The organism is Aquimarina sp. Aq78 (assembly GCF_900299525.1).
Taxonomy (GTDB): domain Bacteria; phylum Bacteroidota; class Bacteroidia; order Flavobacteriales; family Flavobacteriaceae; genus Aquimarina.
Genome location: NZ_OMKA01000024.1, coordinates 46732 through 65026, shown reverse-complemented (window position 1 = coordinate 65026; position 18295 = coordinate 46732). Strand labels below are relative to the sequence as shown.

At 32.5% G+C, this 18295-nt stretch carries 23 protein-coding genes; 3 read left to right on the top strand and 20 right to left on the bottom strand.

Annotated features, from left to right (window positions below):
- Positions 1–2: 2 nt before the first annotated feature.
- Positions 3–1643, bottom strand: a complete 1641-nt coding sequence (gene pafA / locus DG435_RS14830) for an alkaline phosphatase PafA (RefSeq protein WP_106792524.1) — start codon at positions 1641–1643, stop codon at positions 3–5.
- Positions 1644–1756: 113 nt separating this feature from the next.
- On the opposite strand from pafA, the gene DG435_RS14825 reads away from it, so the two are divergent.
- Positions 1757–2494: an ABC transporter permease gene (locus DG435_RS14825; RefSeq protein WP_106792523.1), complete on the top strand. Its 738-nt coding sequence runs from the start codon at positions 1757–1759 to the stop codon at positions 2492–2494.
- A complete protein-coding gene (locus DG435_RS14820) occupies positions 2494–3258 on the top strand; it encodes an ABC transporter ATP-binding protein (protein ID WP_106792522.1) in 765 nt (254 codons plus the stop codon). Before DG435_RS14825 ends, DG435_RS14820 begins: the two co-directional genes overlap by 1 nt.
- A 33-nt stretch (positions 3259–3291) precedes the next feature.
- Here the strand turns inward: DG435_RS14820 and DG435_RS14815 are convergent, their stop codons facing one another.
- The 3 genes from DG435_RS14815 to DG435_RS14805 form a co-directional block, all read right to left on the bottom strand.
- Positions 3292–3921, bottom strand: coding sequence for a LysE family translocator (locus DG435_RS14815; RefSeq protein ID WP_106792521.1), 630 nt, complete (start codon positions 3919–3921; stop codon positions 3292–3294).
- Between the two features lie 188 nt (positions 3922–4109).
- Positions 4110–5015, bottom strand: coding sequence for a dihydrodipicolinate synthase family protein (locus DG435_RS14810; RefSeq protein WP_106792520.1), 906 nt, complete (start codon positions 5013–5015; stop codon positions 4110–4112).
- Positions 5016–5033: 18 nt separating this feature from the next.
- A complete protein-coding gene (locus tag DG435_RS14805; RefSeq protein WP_024772055.1) occupies positions 5034–5495 on the bottom strand; it encodes a cupin domain-containing protein in 462 nt (153 codons plus the stop codon).
- Positions 5496–5594: 99 nt separating this feature from the next.
- On the opposite strand from DG435_RS14805, the gene DG435_RS14800 reads away from it, so the two are divergent.
- Positions 5595–7010 carry a PLP-dependent aminotransferase family protein gene (locus tag DG435_RS14800; protein ID WP_106792519.1) on the top strand — a complete coding sequence of 472 codons (1416 nt, stop codon included), beginning with the start codon at positions 5595–5597 and terminating at the stop codon, positions 7008–7010.
- Between the two features lie 32 nt (positions 7011–7042).
- Here DG435_RS14800 and DG435_RS14795 read toward each other — a convergent pair whose 3' ends face one another.
- The 16 genes from DG435_RS14795 to DG435_RS14720 form a co-directional block, all read right to left on the bottom strand.
- The gene (locus DG435_RS14795; RefSeq protein ID WP_106792518.1) at positions 7043–7330 is read right to left on the bottom strand and encodes a YciI family protein; all 288 of its coding nucleotides are present in this window, start codon (positions 7328–7330) and stop codon (positions 7043–7045) included.
- Between the two features lie 43 nt (positions 7331–7373).
- Positions 7374–7916: a DinB family protein gene (locus DG435_RS14790; protein WP_106792517.1), complete on the bottom strand. Its 543-nt coding sequence runs from the start codon at positions 7914–7916 to the stop codon at positions 7374–7376.
- Positions 7913–8830, bottom strand: coding sequence for an NAD(+) diphosphatase (gene nudC, locus DG435_RS14785; RefSeq protein ID WP_106792516.1), 918 nt, complete (start codon positions 8828–8830; stop codon positions 7913–7915). Before nudC ends, DG435_RS14790 begins: the two co-directional genes overlap by 4 nt.
- Positions 8827–9159, bottom strand: coding sequence for a helix-turn-helix domain-containing protein (locus DG435_RS14780; RefSeq protein WP_106792515.1), 333 nt, complete (start codon positions 9157–9159; stop codon positions 8827–8829). The genes nudC and DG435_RS14780 overlap by 4 nt, the downstream gene beginning before the upstream one ends.
- 226 nt (positions 9160–9385) lie before the next feature.
- On the bottom strand, positions 9386–9775 hold the full coding sequence (locus tag DG435_RS14775; RefSeq protein ID WP_234387088.1) for a hypothetical protein: 390 nt from the start codon (positions 9773–9775) through the stop codon (positions 9386–9388).
- Positions 9776–9857: 82 nt separating this feature from the next.
- A complete protein-coding gene (locus DG435_RS14770; protein ID WP_159025563.1) occupies positions 9858–10733 on the bottom strand; it encodes an AraC family transcriptional regulator in 876 nt (291 codons plus the stop codon).
- A 45-nt stretch (positions 10734–10778) separates the two neighbouring features.
- Positions 10779–11546, bottom strand: a complete 768-nt coding sequence (locus DG435_RS14765) for an alpha/beta fold hydrolase (RefSeq protein WP_106792512.1) — start codon at positions 11544–11546, stop codon at positions 10779–10781.
- Positions 11547–11633: 87 nt separating this feature from the next.
- On the bottom strand, positions 11634–12119 hold the full coding sequence (locus DG435_RS14760; protein ID WP_106792511.1) for a pyridoxamine 5'-phosphate oxidase: 486 nt from the start codon (positions 12117–12119) through the stop codon (positions 11634–11636).
- Between the two features lie 16 nt (positions 12120–12135).
- Positions 12136–12660 (bottom strand): DUF4269 domain-containing protein, encoded by a 525-nt coding sequence (locus DG435_RS14755; protein WP_106792510.1) that lies wholly within the window; start codon positions 12658–12660, stop codon positions 12136–12138.
- Between the two features lie 393 nt (positions 12661–13053).
- Positions 13054–13500: a hypothetical protein gene (locus DG435_RS14750; protein ID WP_159025562.1), complete on the bottom strand. Its 447-nt coding sequence runs from the start codon at positions 13498–13500 to the stop codon at positions 13054–13056.
- 100 nt (positions 13501–13600) lie between these two features.
- On the bottom strand, positions 13601–14299 hold the full coding sequence (locus DG435_RS14745) for a DUF4386 domain-containing protein (protein WP_106792508.1): 699 nt from the start codon (positions 14297–14299) through the stop codon (positions 13601–13603).
- 5 nt (positions 14300–14304) lie between these two features.
- Complete coding sequence (locus tag DG435_RS14740; RefSeq protein WP_024772044.1) at positions 14305–14517, bottom strand: helix-turn-helix transcriptional regulator; 213 nt, start codon at positions 14515–14517, stop codon at positions 14305–14307.
- A 1-nt stretch (position 14518) separates the two neighbouring features.
- A complete protein-coding gene (locus tag DG435_RS14735; protein WP_106792507.1) occupies positions 14519–14965 on the bottom strand; it encodes a hypothetical protein in 447 nt (148 codons plus the stop codon).
- Positions 14966–15155: 190 nt separating this feature from the next.
- Positions 15156–16601: a DUF389 domain-containing protein gene (locus tag DG435_RS14730; RefSeq protein WP_234387087.1), complete on the bottom strand. Its 1446-nt coding sequence runs from the start codon at positions 16599–16601 to the stop codon at positions 15156–15158.
- A gap of 6 nt (positions 16602–16607) precedes the next feature.
- Positions 16608–17687, bottom strand: a complete 1080-nt coding sequence (locus tag DG435_RS14725) for a mannose-1-phosphate guanylyltransferase (RefSeq protein WP_106792506.1) — start codon at positions 17685–17687, stop codon at positions 16608–16610.
- Between the two features lie 2 nt (positions 17688–17689).
- The gene (locus DG435_RS14720) at positions 17690–18286 is read right to left on the bottom strand and encodes a SprT-like domain-containing protein (protein ID WP_106792544.1); all 597 of its coding nucleotides are present in this window, start codon (positions 18284–18286) and stop codon (positions 17690–17692) included.
- Between the last annotated feature and the right edge of the window lie 9 nt (positions 18287–18295).

Here is an 18295-nt window from a genome sequence, read left to right as displayed (position 1 = left end):
CCCTACTCTAACACAAAAGATAGCACTTTTCCTGTGGCTCCGTTAGGAAAAGCAATTCCTAATAAAGCCGAGATAGTAGGTGCAATATCCGGAATATATGTTTCTTGAGTTGTACTTCCTTTTTGTATTCCTTGTCCAAAAAACAATAAAGGAGCATGAGTATCATAGGTTAAACCACTTCCATGAGTTGAACCTGTTTTAGAATAAGATATCGTAGCAGGGTCCATTACATATACTACATCACCACTTCTTTTTTGATTATACCCTTTTTGAATTAATGCAGCTATACCGGTAACATATTCACCTGTTTCTAACTGATTTCTGGTAAACACTTTATCAATTTGGTTTTCCTGAAGTATATAATGAGCGAGTGCTTTCTCTAGCTTTTCAGCAGATATTGTATTTTTTTTCAATATGCTATAATTGAAAAATACTTGATTGTTTGATATATTTTCGATCAATCCATCTACCTTAAATTGTGTTTTCACAAATGCTTTAACTTTGGTTGTAAATGCATCTCTATCAAAGTAACCTGCAGGAATTTTAACAGATTTCAAATATGACGGCACATGTACAGCTCCATGATCCGCTGTAAGAAAAACAGTATATTGCCCCTTACCCACTTTAGTGTCCAAAGCATCAAAAAAGCGTTCTAAATCTTTATCTAATCGCAAATATGTATCCTGAATTTCTTTAGAATTCACTCCAAAGTTATGTCCGACATAATCTGTACTAGAGAAACTCACTGTAAGAAAATCAGTAATCTTATCTGTTCCCAGTTGCTCTCCTTCAATTGCAGCAATTGCAAAGTCGGTGGTTAAGCTGTTTCCATAAGCTGATGATTTAATAATATCATATCCAGAGTTTTGATCTTTTAGCTTTGCTAAATCATAAGGAAACGTAGCTGTTTCTTTACCTTTATACCCACCCTCGAACTCATTCTGATCTGGACCACTTTCTGCATATGTATTAATATCATAAAGAGTATTCCATACTTTTAAGTAAGATTCTGCCTGGTTAGAGGTATTAAATTTTTTAACCCAATCTGGCAATTCATTACGATAATAGGTACTTGTAATCCATTTCCCTTCATCTTTACCTCTAAACCAATATGCACCATTCGCAGAATGGCCAGCTGGCAGAATAGCACCTCGGTCCTTTATAGCAATACCAATTGTTTTTCCTTTTAATTGTGTATGTAATCTATTTTGATCGCTTATAGTAGACGTTTTCATGCGATGAGGAGACATTCGCTCCATTTCGCTATCAGATCCTACAGGCTTAACTAAAGAATCACTCGCACAATATACCATTGCTTTATCAAATTTGTCATACCAATGATTAGAGATAATCCCATGATTTTTTGGTGTAGTTCCTGTATATACAGAAGCATGACCAGGGCCTGTATAAGTAGGTACATAATTAAAATGATTGTTTTTGCAATTAAAACCTTCATTTATCATACGTTTAAAACCTTTATCTCCGAATCGATTATAGAAACGGGTTAAATAATCATATCGCATTTGGTCTACAACAATACCAACTACCAGCTTAGGTGAGTTATTGATCTGAACAACTTCTTGTGCCTTACAAGGCATACAGCACAACGCAACTAATAAGATTAGAAATATTCTTTTTGTCATTATATTTTGAATTTAAATAGCTAAAATACTATTAGTACAAATGTAAAACTTTAATAGAAGGTTAAATGCTATGGATATTTTTTTTTCTATTTTAGCCTTTCTAATTATAATGCATGTTTTACTTAGACGATATTGGTCGCTATTTTTTAATGTTAAAAGGCGTTTTTAGTCGAATGACTAAAGGTTCTGTAATACGGAACCTGATATTTAAAGAGATAGATGATTTAATTATTGGTTCTTTAGGAATAACTGTATTTCTAGCCTTTTTTATTGGTGCTGTTGTAGCCATTCAAACTGCGCTCAATCTTACTAATCCCTTAATTCCAAAAAAACTTATTGCTTTTGCTTCAAGACAATCTGTAATACTTGAATTTGCACCAACATTTATTTCAGTTATCATGGCGGGTAAAGTAGGTTCTTTTATTACTTCAAGTATTGGTACAATGAGGGTAACCGAGCAGATTGATGCATTAGAAGTAATGGGTATCAATTCACTTAATTATTTAGTTTTCCCTAAAATCATCGCGATGCTCACTTACCCGTTTATTATTGCAATAGCCATGTTTGTAGGTGTATTTGGAGGATACGTTGCTGGAGTTTATGGAGGATTTATTTCTAGTGCAGAATTTTTGACTGGACTACGAGAAGAGTTTATTCCCTATCATCTGGTGTATGCTTTTATAAAGACTTTTTTATATTCTTTTTTATTGGCAACCATTCCATCATTTCATGGATATTACATGAAAGGTGGCGCACTAGAGGTTGGTAAAGCCAGTACTTCTGCCTTTGTATGGACTACGGTGTCCATTGTTATATCTAATTATATTCTCACCCAATTATTACTAAGCTAATGATAGAAGTTACTAATCTACATAAAGGTTTTAATGGAGAAGAGATTTTAAAAGGAATCACTACAACCTTTGATAGAGGCAAGACCAATCTTATTATCGGTACCAGTGGTAGTGGTAAAACTGTGTTTTTGAAATGTCTACTTGGGCTTTTTACTCCAGAGCAAGGTTCTATTTGCTATGATGGCAGTACTTATTCTGAACTCAATGAACAACAACAAAGAGACCTAAGAGAACAAATGGGAATGGTTTTTCAAGGCAGCGCTCTATTTGATTCTATGACAGTAGAAGAAAATGTAATGTTTCCTCTAATGATGTTTACCAAACAGAAAAAGGAAGAAATGTTAGAAAGAGTTCATGAGGTTTTAGATCGTGTACATCTTGAAAATGCTGAGAAAAAATTACCCTCAGAAATTAGTGGTGGAATGCAAAAACGTGTTGCTATTGCACGTGCCATAGTAACACGGCCAAAATATCTATTCTGTGATGAACCTAACTCTGGGCTTGACCCTAGAACGGCTATTGTCATAGATAATCTTATTAAAGAAATTACCGAAGAATACAATATCACTACTGTAATTAACACCCATGATATGAACTCGGTAATGGAAATTGGAGAAAAAATCGTTTTTCTTAAAAATGGGAATTTAGAATGGGAAGGTGACAAGACCCAAATATTTAAAACCGATAATAAGGCAGTAACCGATTTTGTGTACTCTTCTAATTTGTTTAAAAAAGTTCGAGACGCTCAATTAAAAGGATTATAACATTAGTCTAGCTGTTTAAATAAAAGCTATCTATTAAGTATTAGTTCGCCTTACCATAGATAATAGTACTCCACTAAAAATTAATAGAGTTCCTATGATTTTATTTTGTAAGTGAACCTTTTCTTTATTTTCAAGATATTTTTTTAGCCTTGATGCAAATCTAACATACATAAAAAGACTAATTCCATCAATCACTAGATAAGTTATTCCCAACAAGAGTACTTGAGGCGCAAAAGCAAGGCTTTCATCAATAAACAAAGGGAATAATGCAGCAAAAAAAACAATTGCTTTTGGGTTTGATGCCGACATAAAAAAACCTTCACTATATAATTTTAAAAAACTTTTTTCCCTATTTTTCTTTTTGAATTCTTCGACATTTGGTTTTGAAATAATTTTTGTCACTCCCATATATATCAAATATCCAACACCAATCCATTTTATCAGGCTAAAAATTTCTCCTGAAGAAATAACAATAGATGCTAATCCCAGCGAGGACAAAAGTATCTGTATAGTGTTTGCCGATAAATCTCCTAATATAGTTCCAACTGTTTTTTTTGTTCCGTAATTCATACTATTAGCAGAAGCAAGTAGTACACTTGGCCCAGGAGTTACTCCAATAATAAAAACTGTTCCTATAAACGAAATCCAAAGTGTAAGATTCATATCAATTGTTTTCTATAAATTATTCTAAAATAGCAAAATAACAATTGTAAACCCAAGACTAGTATTATTAATAAATAGGTAAGTAGAATATAACTTTATATTCTACTTACCTATTTATTAATTTAGTCTAAGCAATATTGTTCTTTCTTAATTTATTTTGTTTAAAGTTATTCTATTTTTCTTTTACTTCACCCCATTACTTTTTCAATACCATGCTTCGATTTTTCTAAAATGATTTTTAGTTCACTCTTTTCTATATCAGTCAAAGGCTTTAATGGGCTTCTCAAATTTCCTCCCTCTTCTCCTAAAATAGTTAAACCTGCCTGAACTGCTCTTGGTAGTCCTTTGTTAACTATAAATTTCAGAAGATTGATCTGTTTATAAAACATGTTCTGCGCATGTTGTAAATCATTTTCCCGAATGGCATCATACAACGCAATATTAAGTTCGGGAATAAGGTTTGGAGCTGCAGTACACCAACCCGTTGCTCCTGCAGAAAGAGCGGCTAATGCTAAAGGGTTCGAGCCATTATAAAAAGCTACATCTTCCCCCAATTCTTTTCTTAAATAGTGCATACGTTGCACATCACCTGTGCTTTCTTTAATCATGGTAACATTAGAGATTTCTAGCAAACGTTTTAGTAATGCAGGTGACATGTCTACTCCACTTGTAGCTGGATTATTATAGGCCATAATTGGAATAGAAATCTGTTTTGCTACCGTGTCGTAGTGCCGAACGATCTCATCATCTGTCAATTTCCAGTAACTCATTGGGATGATCATAACTGCTGTAGCACCAGCTTTTTCTGCAAACTTAGCATGATGCACTGTTCTTTCTGTTGTTAGATTCGAAACTCCAACTAAAACAGGAAGTCGTTTATTTACTTGTTGAATTGTTGCTTCGGTTATTGCCTCTTTTTCCTGATCTGTAAGATAAGGAAGTACACCTGTACTTCCTAAAGGAGCAATACCGTGAGATCCATTTCTTATTAATCGTTCTAAAAGTTTTCTAAACAAATCAATATCTACTTTTTCATTAGTATCAAATGGTGTTATTGGATAAGCAATCACACCCTTAAATGGTACATTTTTCATAATATATTTTTTTGATGATTATAAATCTCTACCTTCTTCTTCACGAAGTGCTACACCTAAGTTTTGAAGTTGTGGCGCATTTTCGCTGGCAATGTATTTTGCATTTTTTGTACTACTCAAATTTTTATGACGATGCCAGGTCCAACTGGGAATGTAAACAGCATCTCCTGCTTTCCAATCCACTCTCACACCTTCTATTTCGGTATATCCTTCTCCTTCGATTACATACAATAATGTTTCATACGTATGCCTATGTTTATTTGTCATTTGGTCTGGTAACAAACCGCCAATAGTCATACTAACATTTTTACTAGGTAGATCTATAAAAAAAACAGGATGTTTTCTTTCTGTAGAGAACTGATCGTGTACCCCTGCATTTTCTACATTTTTATGTATTAATGTATCGGGCATTACAAATTTTGGTCTTGCAAAAGTTTCATGAAAATCTTTTGAACTGAATTTTTTTTCTTTAGTTTCCATTGTTTTCTAATTTTTTGTTCATTGTATTATTACAATGTAAAAGTATTTCATATTTGGACTATCTTTATGGTGCAGAAAACACATAAATAGATAGTCCAGATGCTTAGACCTTGGGAACTTCAAATTAAAATCGATCTTACTAGTAAGAAAGCTATATATCTACAAATTGCAGATGCTATTATTAATGCAATTAAAAATGAGCAATTACATAAAAACCAGGCCTTGCCAGGAAGCAGACAATTAGCAGAATTAATAAAAGTAAACAGAAATACGGTTGTTGAAGGTTTAAATGTCTTAATCGCAGAAGGGTGGCTTGTTTCTAAAGAAAGAAAAGGAACATTTGTGGCTAATGTTTTTCCTAAACAGAACCAACATAAAAGCGTATATAGGCAAAATACTATTGATGATGAGCATTCATCAAAATCATTAATTGTTTTTGATGATGGGTTTCCGGATAGTAGACTTGCTCCTACCATAGCATTAGCAAGAGCATACAGGCAAATTTTTAATCGCAAAGCTCGTTGGCAAATGATGGGGTACAGTAGTGAACTAGGGGATTCTGAGTTTAGAAATGCAATGGTACAAATGCTAAATTTTAAGCGTGGGATGAATATTTCAATTCATGAAATTTGCATCACAAGAGGTAGCCAAATGGCAATGTATTTAGCAAGTCATTGTTTATTAGAAAAAGATGATTTTGTACTAATAGAAAACCCAGGTTATAAACCAGCATGGCGAGCTTTTGAAAGTATTGGAGCCAATCTTCTTCCTGTTTCGATAGATGATCAAGGGCTAAGTGTCGATGATGTAAAGTATTATTTAAAAAAGCATAAAAAGATAAAAGCAATATACACAACTCCTCATCATCAATTTCCTACAACTGTAACAATGAGCCTGCAAAGACGTTTAGAGTTAATCTCATTATCTAATCAATATGGGTTTACCATCATTGAGGATGATTATGATAATGAATTCCATTTTGGATACAGGCCTGTTTTACCGATTTCTAGTTTTGATAACGTTCAACATTTTATTTACATAGGAACATTAAGTAAGATCATTGCACCTGCTCTGCGTATTGGTTATTTGGTGGGAAGCCAAAGTTTTATAAAAAAGGCAGGAGATCTTCGTAAAATTATTGATGTACAAGGTGATAATATCATGGAGCAAGCTATTTTACAACTAATAAAAGACGGAGAAGTAAAACGTCATCTAAAAAAAACCTCGACAATATACAAAGCCAAAAGAGACTATTTCGAAACCTTACTTCATACATATCTAAAAGAAAAAGTATCTTTTAGTAAACCAGATGGAGGGCTTGCTTTTTGGTTGGTGCCTAAAAAAGAGGTAGATGTTTTTCAGATTTCCAAAAAACTAAACATGCAAGGTATAGATATTATTACACCTAATAAATTTAGTTTTATCAACCCTATACATGGTTTCCGTTTAGGGTATGCATCATTATCTGAAGAGCATTTAAAAAAAGGAGTTATTGCACTTTCTAAGTTATTATAACGATATACCACACAAATCTCATCGTTATGTTCTTATTTATGATAATGATCTAAACCTGTTGTACTCATTACAGGAGTGAACTCTATTATACTATATTCTGCTACTTCTTTTTGTATTAGCGGATCTTTATCTAAGATTTCATAAACTTCTTCTTCAGAGTCGCAATTTGCGATTACAATTCCCCCTGTTCTAGGTGATTTGGGCCCTCCTATTATAAATTTCCCTGTGTTGTATTGTTCTGAAATATAACTACGGTGAGCTTCAGTAAAACGATTAACTTCTTCTATTGGTTTAACAAAATTAAAATTGATAATAAACATCGTGTATTTTTTTTAGTTCTTAGTTACAATTTTGACATCTAAACTATTCTGGTTTTATATCCAAATACCGTTCTTTTATGATATTAAAATGCCTTAGTTCATGTCCCGCTATATGATATGCTAATCCTCTAACGGTTCTTTTATTAATATTTCCGACAGATATACCACTCCTCATAAAACAATCATCAGGTAAATATTTAAAAAGGGCTATGGTCGATTTTCTAACCATCTCATATTCATCAAATATACTTTCCAAACTTCGATCATTGGCTTTAGAATAAACTGCATAGTCCTTTTCTTCGAATCCAGGTAAAGGCGTTTTATCATTTCTTGCATATCGTAATGCCCGATACGAAAAAATACGTTCATCATCAATAATATGCACCAGGATTTCTTTAATAGTCCACTTATTCTTAGCATACCTGTGGTACAGTTTTTCTTCTGGCAAGTTGTATATAAAATTTTTGATTGTAATGAAGTTATCCCACAAATGATTTAAAATCTTTCCGTCATCCTGCAACAAATCTATGTATATGCTAGAGTAAGCAGGAAACTCTCCTGAAATAGGCTTATCGATTTTCCTCATATCATTTTATTTATATTGTTATTTGCCCAGCTTTCTATTAAAAATCTGGCAATAGAATCTGGTCTTGAAAGTGTTAGTTCTTCTTTTGAAACACTCTCATATAGTTGTTCTGGCGAAAACCAAGCTGCATCTTTAATTTCTTCACCATCTACCTGAAATGCCGTATGTTCTACCTCGGCGACAAACCCCATCATCAAAGAAGATGAAAATGACCATGGTTGCGAATCAACATAGCGTAAATTGGTTACATCCACATTTACTTCTTCTTTCATTTCTCTTACCACAGCATCTTCAAGGGTTTCACCAATCTCTACAAATCCTGCAAATGTGGAACACATATATCCATTATCAATTTTTCTTTTACTCAATAAACATAATGGTTGCCCTTCTTTCGGTTTATATTCAATAAGTACAATGATAGCTGGTGAGATTTGTGGATAGAAAATAGTAGCGCATTTCGGATTTTTACATTTTTTGCTATGCCCGTTTTCCCAACTTTTAGTATCTGCTCCACAAGCACCACAAAACCTGGTGATCTGATGCCACTTATTAATCCCTAAAGCATAACCCAGAAGAGCTGCTTCTTCATTTTCTAATTGATTACCCAAATCTCTAATATCATAAAACCGACCTCCTTTTAAAATTTCTGAAACGCTTTTTACATTTGCTTCTGTTAGCTCGGCTGTCCATATTTTTTTGTCTTTCTGTACTCCCAAAAAAGAGCTGTTAAGCGAAATCTGATTAAAGAGTTCTAATGGAAATAACGCCAACTTTTTTCTTTTTTTTTCTTGAAAGAAGTAAAATTTGTGCTGAAACGAAATAATTAAAACATCATTTGCAGAAATGGCTGAAGAAACTCTTCTGTTTTCAACGTCTCTATCAAAAAAGGGATTACTATAGTATTGTTTTTTCATTTTGAGGTATAGTTATTTGCCCAGGTTTTTGCCCATTTGCCCAGAGGAGATAATAATTCGAATAACTCTCTTCCTTGTTGAGTTAACATGTATCCATCAATAGAACGTTCTATAAGATGAGATTCTGTAAGCTCCTTTAATCTCTTATTCAACGTAGTGGGAGAAATTGATTCGCAATACTCTTGTAACTTTCTAAACGTACTTGGACCTTTATATAAATGCCATATTACTCCCATAGTCCAACTTCTTCCTAATAGATCAAAAAGAGCCATAATAGGTTGTCCGGTTTTTGATCCTCTAACTGGTTTTCCTGGTTTTGGTGTTGCCATAATAAATTTTTGCTACATATTTGATAGCAAAGCTACATAAAGTGTAGCGATCAAACAACAAAAATAAAATATATGTTTACAGATCCCGATATTAACAGCGCAGTATAAATTATATAAGTATTTAGTTATAAAAAAACAGAAGACAATTTGATCCCAAACTCAAATTGTCTTCCATTTAACATAAAAATAGTCTCAGTAGGTGTCTCTTTTTTAAAGAGAATAGGTTCTAATTTCTAAAAACAGAATAAACTCTAACATCTGGGTTGCTTTCTAAATATGGTTTCAATTCTCTAACCACATCTTTTTCAAATAGACTCGATGACAGATAAGCTTTTGCATCTGTTTCTGATTCAAAACCATGAATCACTTGTACATCTTCGGTTCTTAAGATAAGTTCTTTTGATACCGCTCCTTTAATTTGTTTTAAAAATGGTTCCTTATATTTAAGATACACTCCGGCAGCGAGTTCTCGGTTTTCCGACTTGATTTTCAAGGTAATTTGTAAATAAGCATTTGTTTCTACTTTTTTGTCCATTGTCATTGATGTTAAAGTTAATAACACTATTGTAGCGAATACTGGCAATAGTCTGATCGAAAATTTGAATTTTGATTTCATACATTAATAATTTTGTTACCGGACAAAAGTAACCTACAACGAAACCCAATAAAATGGACAAAACCTACTATAATTAGTAAATTCAGGAAATTGTTTTTCTAAACTCTGAAGGAGAAATCTTAATATGTTTTTTAAAATACTTAATAAAATAATATGGATCTTGAAATCCTAAATCATATCCTATTTGATTTATTCGTGCATTGGTGTGTATCAGTTTTCTTTTAGCTTCCAGAAGTACTCTATCGGTAATCACCTGCGAAACTGTTTTCTCCATTTCGGACTTAATAATCGAATTAAGTGTTTTTGTTGAAATAGAAAGTTGATCTGCATAATTCGATACAGACCAATTTTGATTAAAATTATGCTCTAAAAGGTCTCTAAACTTAAGATATGTAAAATTGCGATTCAAATCGGTTTTGAGTGTTTTACCATTTTTTCGCTTCTCACGTTCTATACGCAACAAAAAAGCTTTTAGTACATTAGAAAGAATCATTTTGTTACCAAACTCACCGCTATTATTCGTTTCATTTTCTATTTGTTCAAAATATCTTAAAATCTCGTATTCCTGCTCATTAGAAACCTGATAAAAGGGTTTCTGATGGTTATTGAATATGGAGTAGGTAAGAAAAAAATTGATGTCGGTTTCATTATTTAATATAAACGATTCATTAAAATGAAGTAGTAAACCATTATAATCCTGACGTTTTTCAAAAAAATGAACCTGATTTTTAGCAATAAAAAAAATCCTGTTTTTTTTTATATCATATTCTTCAAAGTCTATAAAATGTTTTCCTTTATTGCTTTTGAACCAAATAATTTGATAAAAACTATGTGTATGTGGTTTTGAAGAATGCTGAGAATTCGCTTTTTGATATTCGGCTAAATCATAAATATCAAACTGTCGCTTTTTGGGTTCATCTTTTAGGAAATGATATTTCTCGATTTCTTTTTCTGACATCATTTTTGATTCATAGTATCCTCGGTAGATGGGATTAATTATATACTATTCTATAATTGCGCTTATATAGGCATAGAAATTTTTTGAATTTTCTATCATGTGCCAATGTCCTACACCTTTATAGAGTTTATTTGGAATATATTGCTCGTTTATAAATTTCTGAGTTTCTTTTGGAGTATCCAAATCGCCCCAAATATATACCTTATTACAAGTCAATTTCTTGAACTCAAACCCACATTGATTGTCCTTAATATATTCCTGACTCGTAATCGCCCAGTTACGCATTCCCTGAGGCTCAGCAAACCTAAGACTACTATAATATCTTTTATATCGTTCTTCTTTTATTGCATTTTCAAAAACTTCCTTTTCAAAGGATTGTATAAATTCTTCTGCTGTAGTATACTGCAAAGGTTTGCTTGAAAAATAGCTATCTGCTTCTGTTAGATTCCCCTCTATATTGATATAATAATTAATCTTACTTGCTAATTGTTGACAGCCCCAGGTACCTATTAGCGCCCCTATCGAATGTGCTACAATATTTACTTTTATATTGTTCTCTGTTTCTTTTTCTATTACTTTGGAAAGCAAATCTGCTTGCTCTTTAATCGATATATAATCAGAATTCACAGGGCTAACTCCAAACCCAGGAAGATCTACAACATAAAGATTAAATTTGGATACTAGATCAGAGTTAAAAACCTCTTTATACGCTAAACCAGAATCAGCAAATCCATGTAAAAACCAAATCGATTGTTTAGTCCTATCTACAATATTACATCTTATAAATACACCATCAACGACTTTTATTTTCATATATCTTATTTTTTTAAAATGTAGAAATTATCATTTGTGCTCAAAAAATCTGTATGCTTTTCATGACATATTAATGTATTCTACCTTTTATAATTTGCTAGTCATTTTACCAAGATTTATTTTTTCGGCTTTCGTAAAATGTATTTCCCTTACAAACTCCATTTTTCCCCATAGGTAAGCATTACCTTTTAGTCCTTTTGTAGCTTTCATCCTTCTGTCTAATCGTCCTGTTTCTTTAGCAGTTGCTTTTCTCCTTTCTCCTAGCTCTCCATAGAGTTTAACCGCTGGATAATTAGGGAATTTTCCTTTAAACAATGATTTGATCCAAAAAAAACGACTACTATTTACTCCTAGGACACATATATTTTTATTTGCTTTGGCATGTTCTGGCAATTTTGAAGGGAATTTTTCAAAATAAAAACCTGTTTGATTGTCATTCAGAAATAATGATCCTATTGGTGTTATGGTTGGGTTATTATTTGTGTCAACAGACGCAATTGACACGTAAAAGTTAGATTTAAAACTTTTATTAAAATGTTGTCGTATTGCGTTCCAATTTGTTTGTATATCCATACAGTTTCTTACTTTTTTAGTATCCTATATTTAATAGCTCTTTATATGGATCTCCTTTCAAACCTAAAAGTTGAGCAAACGCCTGTTCGGTTTTTATTCCGTTAGATTTTAATTCTTTTATTTTAGATCGAAATTCAACTCCTTTTTCCTTCAAAATCTTATATTCTACGATCATATGCCTATATGCATCTTGTTTTTCGACAGGAATATTTTGCCCAAAAATTTCTATATCAAAACCACTGGATCGAAATTGACAAATCGTTCTTTTTATTTCATCAAATATTCGAGTCGATATCACAAAACCGTTTTCTTTTTCAAATGACTTGATAATTAACTTTGAAAATCTTGTATGATCTTCACATTCACAAATGATATCCAGATCACTTTGCGGCACATCAATATCAATAGGTATAGTTCCTGTAAGAATTGGGGTATATACTCTCAATACCTGCATAACATCTAACTTCAATAAGACATCGTATGCTTTTCTTTGTCGAATATTTCCAAATTTTAAATACTCTATATTTCTAAAATCTGTCATGACTAATTAAACAAAAACTATTATCAGTGTAAGGTATAAAACAGCTATAAAAGTATATTATAAAATTAAGTTAATGCCTTTCAAAATAACCATTTGATCCTTTATCGTCGCTTTAAAAGTATTACCTACAAATTAATTCATAAGGTTACTTATATCTAATTCTGTTCAATTTGTTAAATATAGAGAAGACTTCATTTTTTCATCTCCCTGTTTTCAGTGAAATAATGGTATCAGCAATTCACCTTATAAAGATTCTGATATGTTTTTTGTTCTTCAGAAAAACAAACTACTATCCTACTTGCCTCTTGATGGATTTAACTTTACTTACGAATTCAAGATTTGAAATTGTATAAATCAGGTACTCTGGTTTCAATATATTAGTTTACATACTATTTATTCTTTGTTGTATGTAGTTTGTTTTTGTATTGTATTAATATCTATTCTATATCCAGTAGCATTTTGTCCATCTGGACTCCCTATTATTATACCGTAAAACACATTACCATCAATCAATATGTTTTTTTTATTGTACGTAGATAGATCTAATCTTTGATCTTTGCTCATTACGGGTATTGCTATTTCATCATCTAGCAGTATTTCCCAATCCCAGAACATATGGCCAGCCCCTTTTCCTGTTTTATTAGGAGTATATGTTCTAAGTATTCCTTTAACAATTATTCGTTTATTTTTATTTTTTTCAAGGCATTTAAAATTAGTACAAGTAGTATAATTCTGATCTTTCACAACCTTACCATCTTTTCCTTCTTGTCCATATGAAATCGTGATTACCATAATCAAAATAAGAATGGCACTAAGCTTTGTATCTATTTTTTTAAACATCGGAGTATATCTTTTTGAAATCACACAAAATAATAACACTTGTGTACCATTACCAAACATCGAGAATAAAAACAATGTTGCCTAATATTTAGCTGTTTATTTATATTTTACTCAGAGCTAACCTTTCTATGGTTCTACTTTTAATTAAAAGCCATATTGTCAATAAAAATTCACCTAAAAAAGTATAGTCAGAAAGAGTAGGTATTTGTAGGTTTGGATAGAGAAACAAGAATATTGAATCTAGGATATAACCAATACCTGCAATCACTAACATCACTCCGATAAATTCAGAGATTCGAGTATCTAATTTAAAGATCAAAATACCAAGTGGAAAAAGCCAAAGTCCCCAAAAAATTACAGCAATATGTGCACCATGATTGTGAATAGTTGAAAAGAAATCCGTTAGATTTTGGCTTTCTGTTGCAGAGAGATCACTCATGCCATTAATTACTATCATGGCAAAATGATTAACCTCGTTAACCAAAGAAATGGCTGCTCCAAATAACATTAAGATTAGCATAGATAATCCCATTGTTTTATTAATGGATGATAATAGTCTATAGAGGTAAATTACAAGCAGGATACTAATAACATTCATAACAAGAATGCTAAATATCCCTACTCTAAATATAAATGAATTGTTTTTAATGTTTTCTACGGTTTTTGCAATATCCCCTTTTATTTCTATTTGAGGCAGAGCATAAACAAAACCATACATACCTATTATAATAAGTGCTAAATAAAAAAGCCCTGCCATTAATGCATTTTTCGTCGGTTTGATGTTTTCGATGTTTTTCATTTCATTTATTTTTCATAGGTGAATACCTCTTCTAGAGATTTATTAAAAACTTCGGCTATCTTGAAAGCTAGCTCTAGTGTAGGGGAATATTTTCCTTTTTCGATTGCCATTATTGTATGCCTTGTAACCCCTACTTTTTCTGCTAATTCCTGCTGTGTCATTTCCTTGTCGAGAAAGCGCAATGTTCTAATGGTATTAGTTATTTTGATGTCTTTCATTTTAAATACTTTTTTTTGCGTAATAAAATTCAGATAGATTCTGGACTACAAAAGCAGCAAATATCGAAAGGAATAGAAGTTTGAACATAGTCGTAATTGATATTCCCAGAACGAGAAGTCCCATTGTTATCACAAAGCCGATCATAAATGTGTTGTTGAAATTTCGAGTGGCTCTAAGTTTGATCAATTGACCAAACTCATCGGTAAGAAATTTCTCCTCTCTCTTTTTGGTCATAACAGAATTCATTATGCTGTATAGCACATACAAAACAATTCGTGAAATAATCATTATAGGAATAAACAGTAGTATTGAAGCTCCCCAAAAAGGTAATTCTCCCATAGATAAAACTTTGTTATTATAAACATTTAATAGAATGATATAATAACTTAGAAATGTGATAATATCAATGATCAAAAATACAATTGGTCGTTTTTCTTGTGTTGTCATATGTTTTCATATTAAGTTAACAAAATACAACACAAAGGTAATAATTTTTTACTTAATGTAAAACATTTTTAACATTGCTTATTATTTCAACCCACTTTACGAAGATTAAAATTTAAAAACATTTTAATTGATTATTATGAATACCAAGGAATTACAGTACTATAAGAGTATAAAAATTCTCACTACTAATTTATTCTACATACAATGTATCTGCTTTCATTTCTTTGGTTATCCATTCTTGTAGTTTGTTTACCCTAATGGTATTAAGGCTATCGGATACCTGAAATTTCCATCTAGGGAAGATAACTTGCACGGTATCTACTTTTAAGAAGTTTGATTTTTGCACCTCACCATATCCTAGTTCTGCCAAATCAGGGAATCGTATTTTTGCATCTTTTGCTATACTGGCGTATGGCATCACAGCTACTGGAACCACTTTATTCGCTTCTCTAAGCTGGGTTTCCAGACCTGCCATCTTAATCTTAAGATCTTCAATCTCATCCAGAAGCTTATCGTTTTCTTTTTCTACCCGATTTAACTGCACTATAGATCTGTCATATGCTTTGGATATCTGATCAATACCTCTCGACTTATTACCATTTATTGCTAGTGCAAAATCACTAATACTAGTATATTTTTTAATTTCATTTTGCAAATCACTTACTGTTGCCTCATTAATTTCTCCATCAAAATATAATTTTATAGACTCATTATTATAGTCATAAAAATCCTTTCTGAGGTACAAATTTTCATTAGCATCAATTTCATTAGCTTTAAACGCTTTATAATCCCGATCTGCATTACTTTCATTAAGAGTAACATAAAATGTATAACTCGCAGGTATCATTACCAATATTGCCAATAAAGAGGCTAACTGTGCAATACGTTTCCTTTTAGCAGAGTTAGCGTACCGTAACATAGGAAAACGCAATAATTTGGAAACAATAAAAGTAGATAATGCAATAAATGTGGCATTAATAGAAAACAAATACAGTGCTCCCAAAGCATACTCCAATTTCCATTCTGCAATACCATATCCTACCGTACACAGAGGAGGCATTAACGCAGTAGCAATAGCTACTCCTGCTATGGCATTAGGCATTGTTCCTTTTTTCGACTTGGCGACAATCAATGCCAAACCTCCAAAAACTGCAACTAATACATCGAGTATAGTAGGTGCCGTCCTGGATTCTAACTCGGGAGTCAATTCTGTTAACGGAGAAGCCCAGAAATATAAAGTGGCAGCAAGAACACTTAGACCTACCATTACACCCAGGTTAACCAGGGATCGTCTTAAAGTATCAATATCATTAATAGCAATGGATAACCCAACTCCAACAATCGGCCCCATTAATGGAGAAATTAACATCGCTCCTATTACTACTGCAGTAGAACTTACATTAAGGCCAATAGACGCTACAAATACCGAAAAAATAAGAATCCAGGCATTATGCCCTTTAAAAGGGATATCATTTTTAACATCCTCTATCGTTTGATCTTTATCTGTTTCTGATCTTATATCTAATAGTTCTCTAACAAATGTATTAGCGCTGGCAAAAAGACCTTTGGCATCTCTCTTTACTGTTTCTGCCATCTCGTCCTGATCAGGAACGGGTTGATTTGTATTTTCTGTCATTGTACTTTATCCGTATTGTTCTCCGTATGTTTCTTTTACTTTTTTAAGCACCTTTTTAATATCCTGTTCTTTCTTTTTGGGATAGATTAAAAGCACTTCTTCTTTATCTATAATAATATAATCCTGTAGTCCATCGACTACTACTATTTTATCATCAGACGTTCTAATCATATTACCAGATGCGTCTTCTGGTAATACTCTGGCATTAACTACAGCATTATTAGCTTCTGTTTTATCCAATTTATCATATAACGATCCCCAGGTTCCTAAGTCATTCCAATCAAAAGTTGCCGGAAGCACATATACATTATCTGCTTTCTCCAAAATAGCATAATCGATAGATATATTCTCTGCCAGCGGATAATTTTCTTGTATAAAATCGTTCTCCTGCATCGTATTATAGACGACCGACCCTTTTTCGAATAAAGCAGTCATCTCTTGCTGAAATTTGGTGAAAGCAGTTATAATACTTCGCACACTCCAAATAAAAATCCCGGCATTCCATAGATAGTTTCCTTCACTTAAAAACTTTTTGGCAGTATCATAATCTGGTTTCTCTGTAAACTGAACTACTTTTTTCTTAGCGTCTTCGCTTTCTTTATTATATTGAATATAACCATATCCCGTATTAGGAAATGTGGGTTGAATTCCTAAAGTCATCAAAATATCATTTTCTAAACATGCTTTAAAGCTATATTCTAAATTTGCTATAAATGCATTTTCATCCTCGATCCAATGATCACTAGGAGCAACTACCATTACTGCATCGGGGTTATCTTTCTGGATCTTTAATGCCGCATACAAGATACATGGTGCGGTATTACGCATTGCAGGCTCGGTTACTACCTGTCGTTGTTCTGCTTCTGGTAACTGTTCTAACACCAGATCATTATATCGTTCGTTAGTAAGAATAAATATATTTTCTTTGGAAACGATCTTAGCCAGACGTGAAAATGTACGCTGGATCAACGTTTCTCCTGTTCCTAACATATCGTGGAACTGTTTAGGGAATTCTGATGTGCTCACGGGCCAAAACCTCGACCCTACTCCGCCCGCCATCAATATTGCATAAAAATTTTTGTTCATAATCAATTTAATAGTTCGACTTCTGCGTTTGGGTTAAAAAGGTAAATTCTGCCTGTATTGAGTTCTACGCATTCATAGCGTTTTACTTTCTTATTACCTTTCTTAAAGACTTTTCCATTGTATAAACGGAAGACACTTCCGAGGGGTAACTCAAAGATATAATTTTTATCATTAGCAGGATCATATTGTTTTAATGCCAATGATAACTTTTCATCGGTATCACTACTAGCTCTTGGGTTTTTAAAATGGTGCGCTATAACAGGTAATAATCTGGCTGGAAATACTTCGGGATTAATATAGGGTAACATTAATTGCTGAAAGGTTCTTTTCCATTCTATCCCATGCGGTTTTATATAACGTCCATACTTCTCAAAAGCAACAAGATGTGCTACTTCATGAATCAATGTAATAAGGAAACGGTATTTATTAAGAGATGCATTTACGGTAATCTGGTGTCTCCCATCCGGCATTTTGCGATAATCTCCATGTCGAGTAACTCTCTCATTAACGATTTTAAGATGTACATTACATTTTATAACGAGATCAAATGCCTTATCTACAGATCGTTCTGGAATATATTTCCTTAATATTTCTTTCAAATGCACAAA

Coding starts and splice junctions, on each gene's coding strand:
- pafA (WP_106792524.1), bottom strand. CDS start 1,643: ATGACAAAAAGAATATTTCTAATCTTATTAGTTGCGTTGTGCTGTATG.
- DG435_RS14825 (WP_106792523.1), top strand. CDS start 1,757: ATGTTTTACTTAGACGATATTGGTCGCTATTTTTTAATGTTAAAAGGC.
- DG435_RS14820 (WP_106792522.1), top strand. CDS start 2,494: ATGATAGAAGTTACTAATCTACATAAAGGTTTTAATGGAGAAGAGATT.
- DG435_RS14815 (WP_106792521.1), bottom strand. CDS start 3,921: ATGAATCTTACACTTTGGATTTCGTTTATAGGAACAGTTTTTATTATT.
- DG435_RS14810 (WP_106792520.1), bottom strand. CDS start 5,015: ATGAAAAATGTACCATTTAAGGGTGTGATTGCTTATCCAATAACACCA.
- DG435_RS14805 (WP_024772055.1), bottom strand. CDS start 5,495: ATGGAAACTAAAGAAAAAAAATTCAGTTCAAAAGATTTTCATGAAACT.
- DG435_RS14800 (WP_106792519.1), top strand. CDS start 5,595: ATGCTTAGACCTTGGGAACTTCAAATTAAAATCGATCTTACTAGTAAG.
- DG435_RS14795 (WP_106792518.1), bottom strand. CDS start 7,330: ATGTTTATTATCAATTTTAATTTTGTTAAACCAATAGAAGAAGTTAAT.
- DG435_RS14790 (WP_106792517.1), bottom strand. CDS start 7,916: ATGAGGAAAATCGATAAGCCTATTTCAGGAGAGTTTCCTGCTTACTCT.
- nudC (WP_106792516.1), bottom strand. CDS start 8,830: ATGAAAAAACAATACTATAGTAATCCCTTTTTTGATAGAGACGTTGAA.
- DG435_RS14780 (WP_106792515.1), bottom strand. CDS start 9,159: ATGGCAACACCAAAACCAGGAAAACCAGTTAGAGGATCAAAAACCGGA.
- DG435_RS14775 (WP_234387088.1), bottom strand. CDS start 9,775: ATGAAATCAAAATTCAAATTTTCGATCAGACTATTGCCAGTATTCGCT.
- DG435_RS14770 (WP_159025563.1), bottom strand. CDS start 10,733: ATGTCAGAAAAAGAAATCGAGAAATATCATTTCCTAAAAGATGAACCC.
- DG435_RS14765 (WP_106792512.1), bottom strand. CDS start 11,546: ATGAAAATAAAAGTCGTTGATGGTGTATTTATAAGATGTAATATTGTA.
- DG435_RS14760 (WP_106792511.1), bottom strand. CDS start 12,119: ATGGATATACAAACAAATTGGAACGCAATACGACAACATTTTAATAAA.
- DG435_RS14755 (WP_106792510.1), bottom strand. CDS start 12,660: ATGACAGATTTTAGAAATATAGAGTATTTAAAATTTGGAAATATTCGA.
- DG435_RS14750 (WP_159025562.1), bottom strand. CDS start 13,500: ATGTTTAAAAAAATAGATACAAAGCTTAGTGCCATTCTTATTTTGATT.
- DG435_RS14745 (WP_106792508.1), bottom strand. CDS start 14,299: ATGAAAAACATCGAAAACATCAAACCGACGAAAAATGCATTAATGGCA.
- DG435_RS14740 (WP_024772044.1), bottom strand. CDS start 14,517: ATGAAAGACATCAAAATAACTAATACCATTAGAACATTGCGCTTTCTC.
- DG435_RS14735 (WP_106792507.1), bottom strand. CDS start 14,965: ATGACAACACAAGAAAAACGACCAATTGTATTTTTGATCATTGATATT.
- DG435_RS14730 (WP_234387087.1), bottom strand. CDS start 16,601: ATGACAGAAAATACAAATCAACCCGTTCCTGATCAGGACGAGATGGCA.
- DG435_RS14725 (WP_106792506.1), bottom strand. CDS start 17,687: ATGAACAAAAATTTTTATGCAATATTGATGGCGGGCGGAGTAGGGTCG.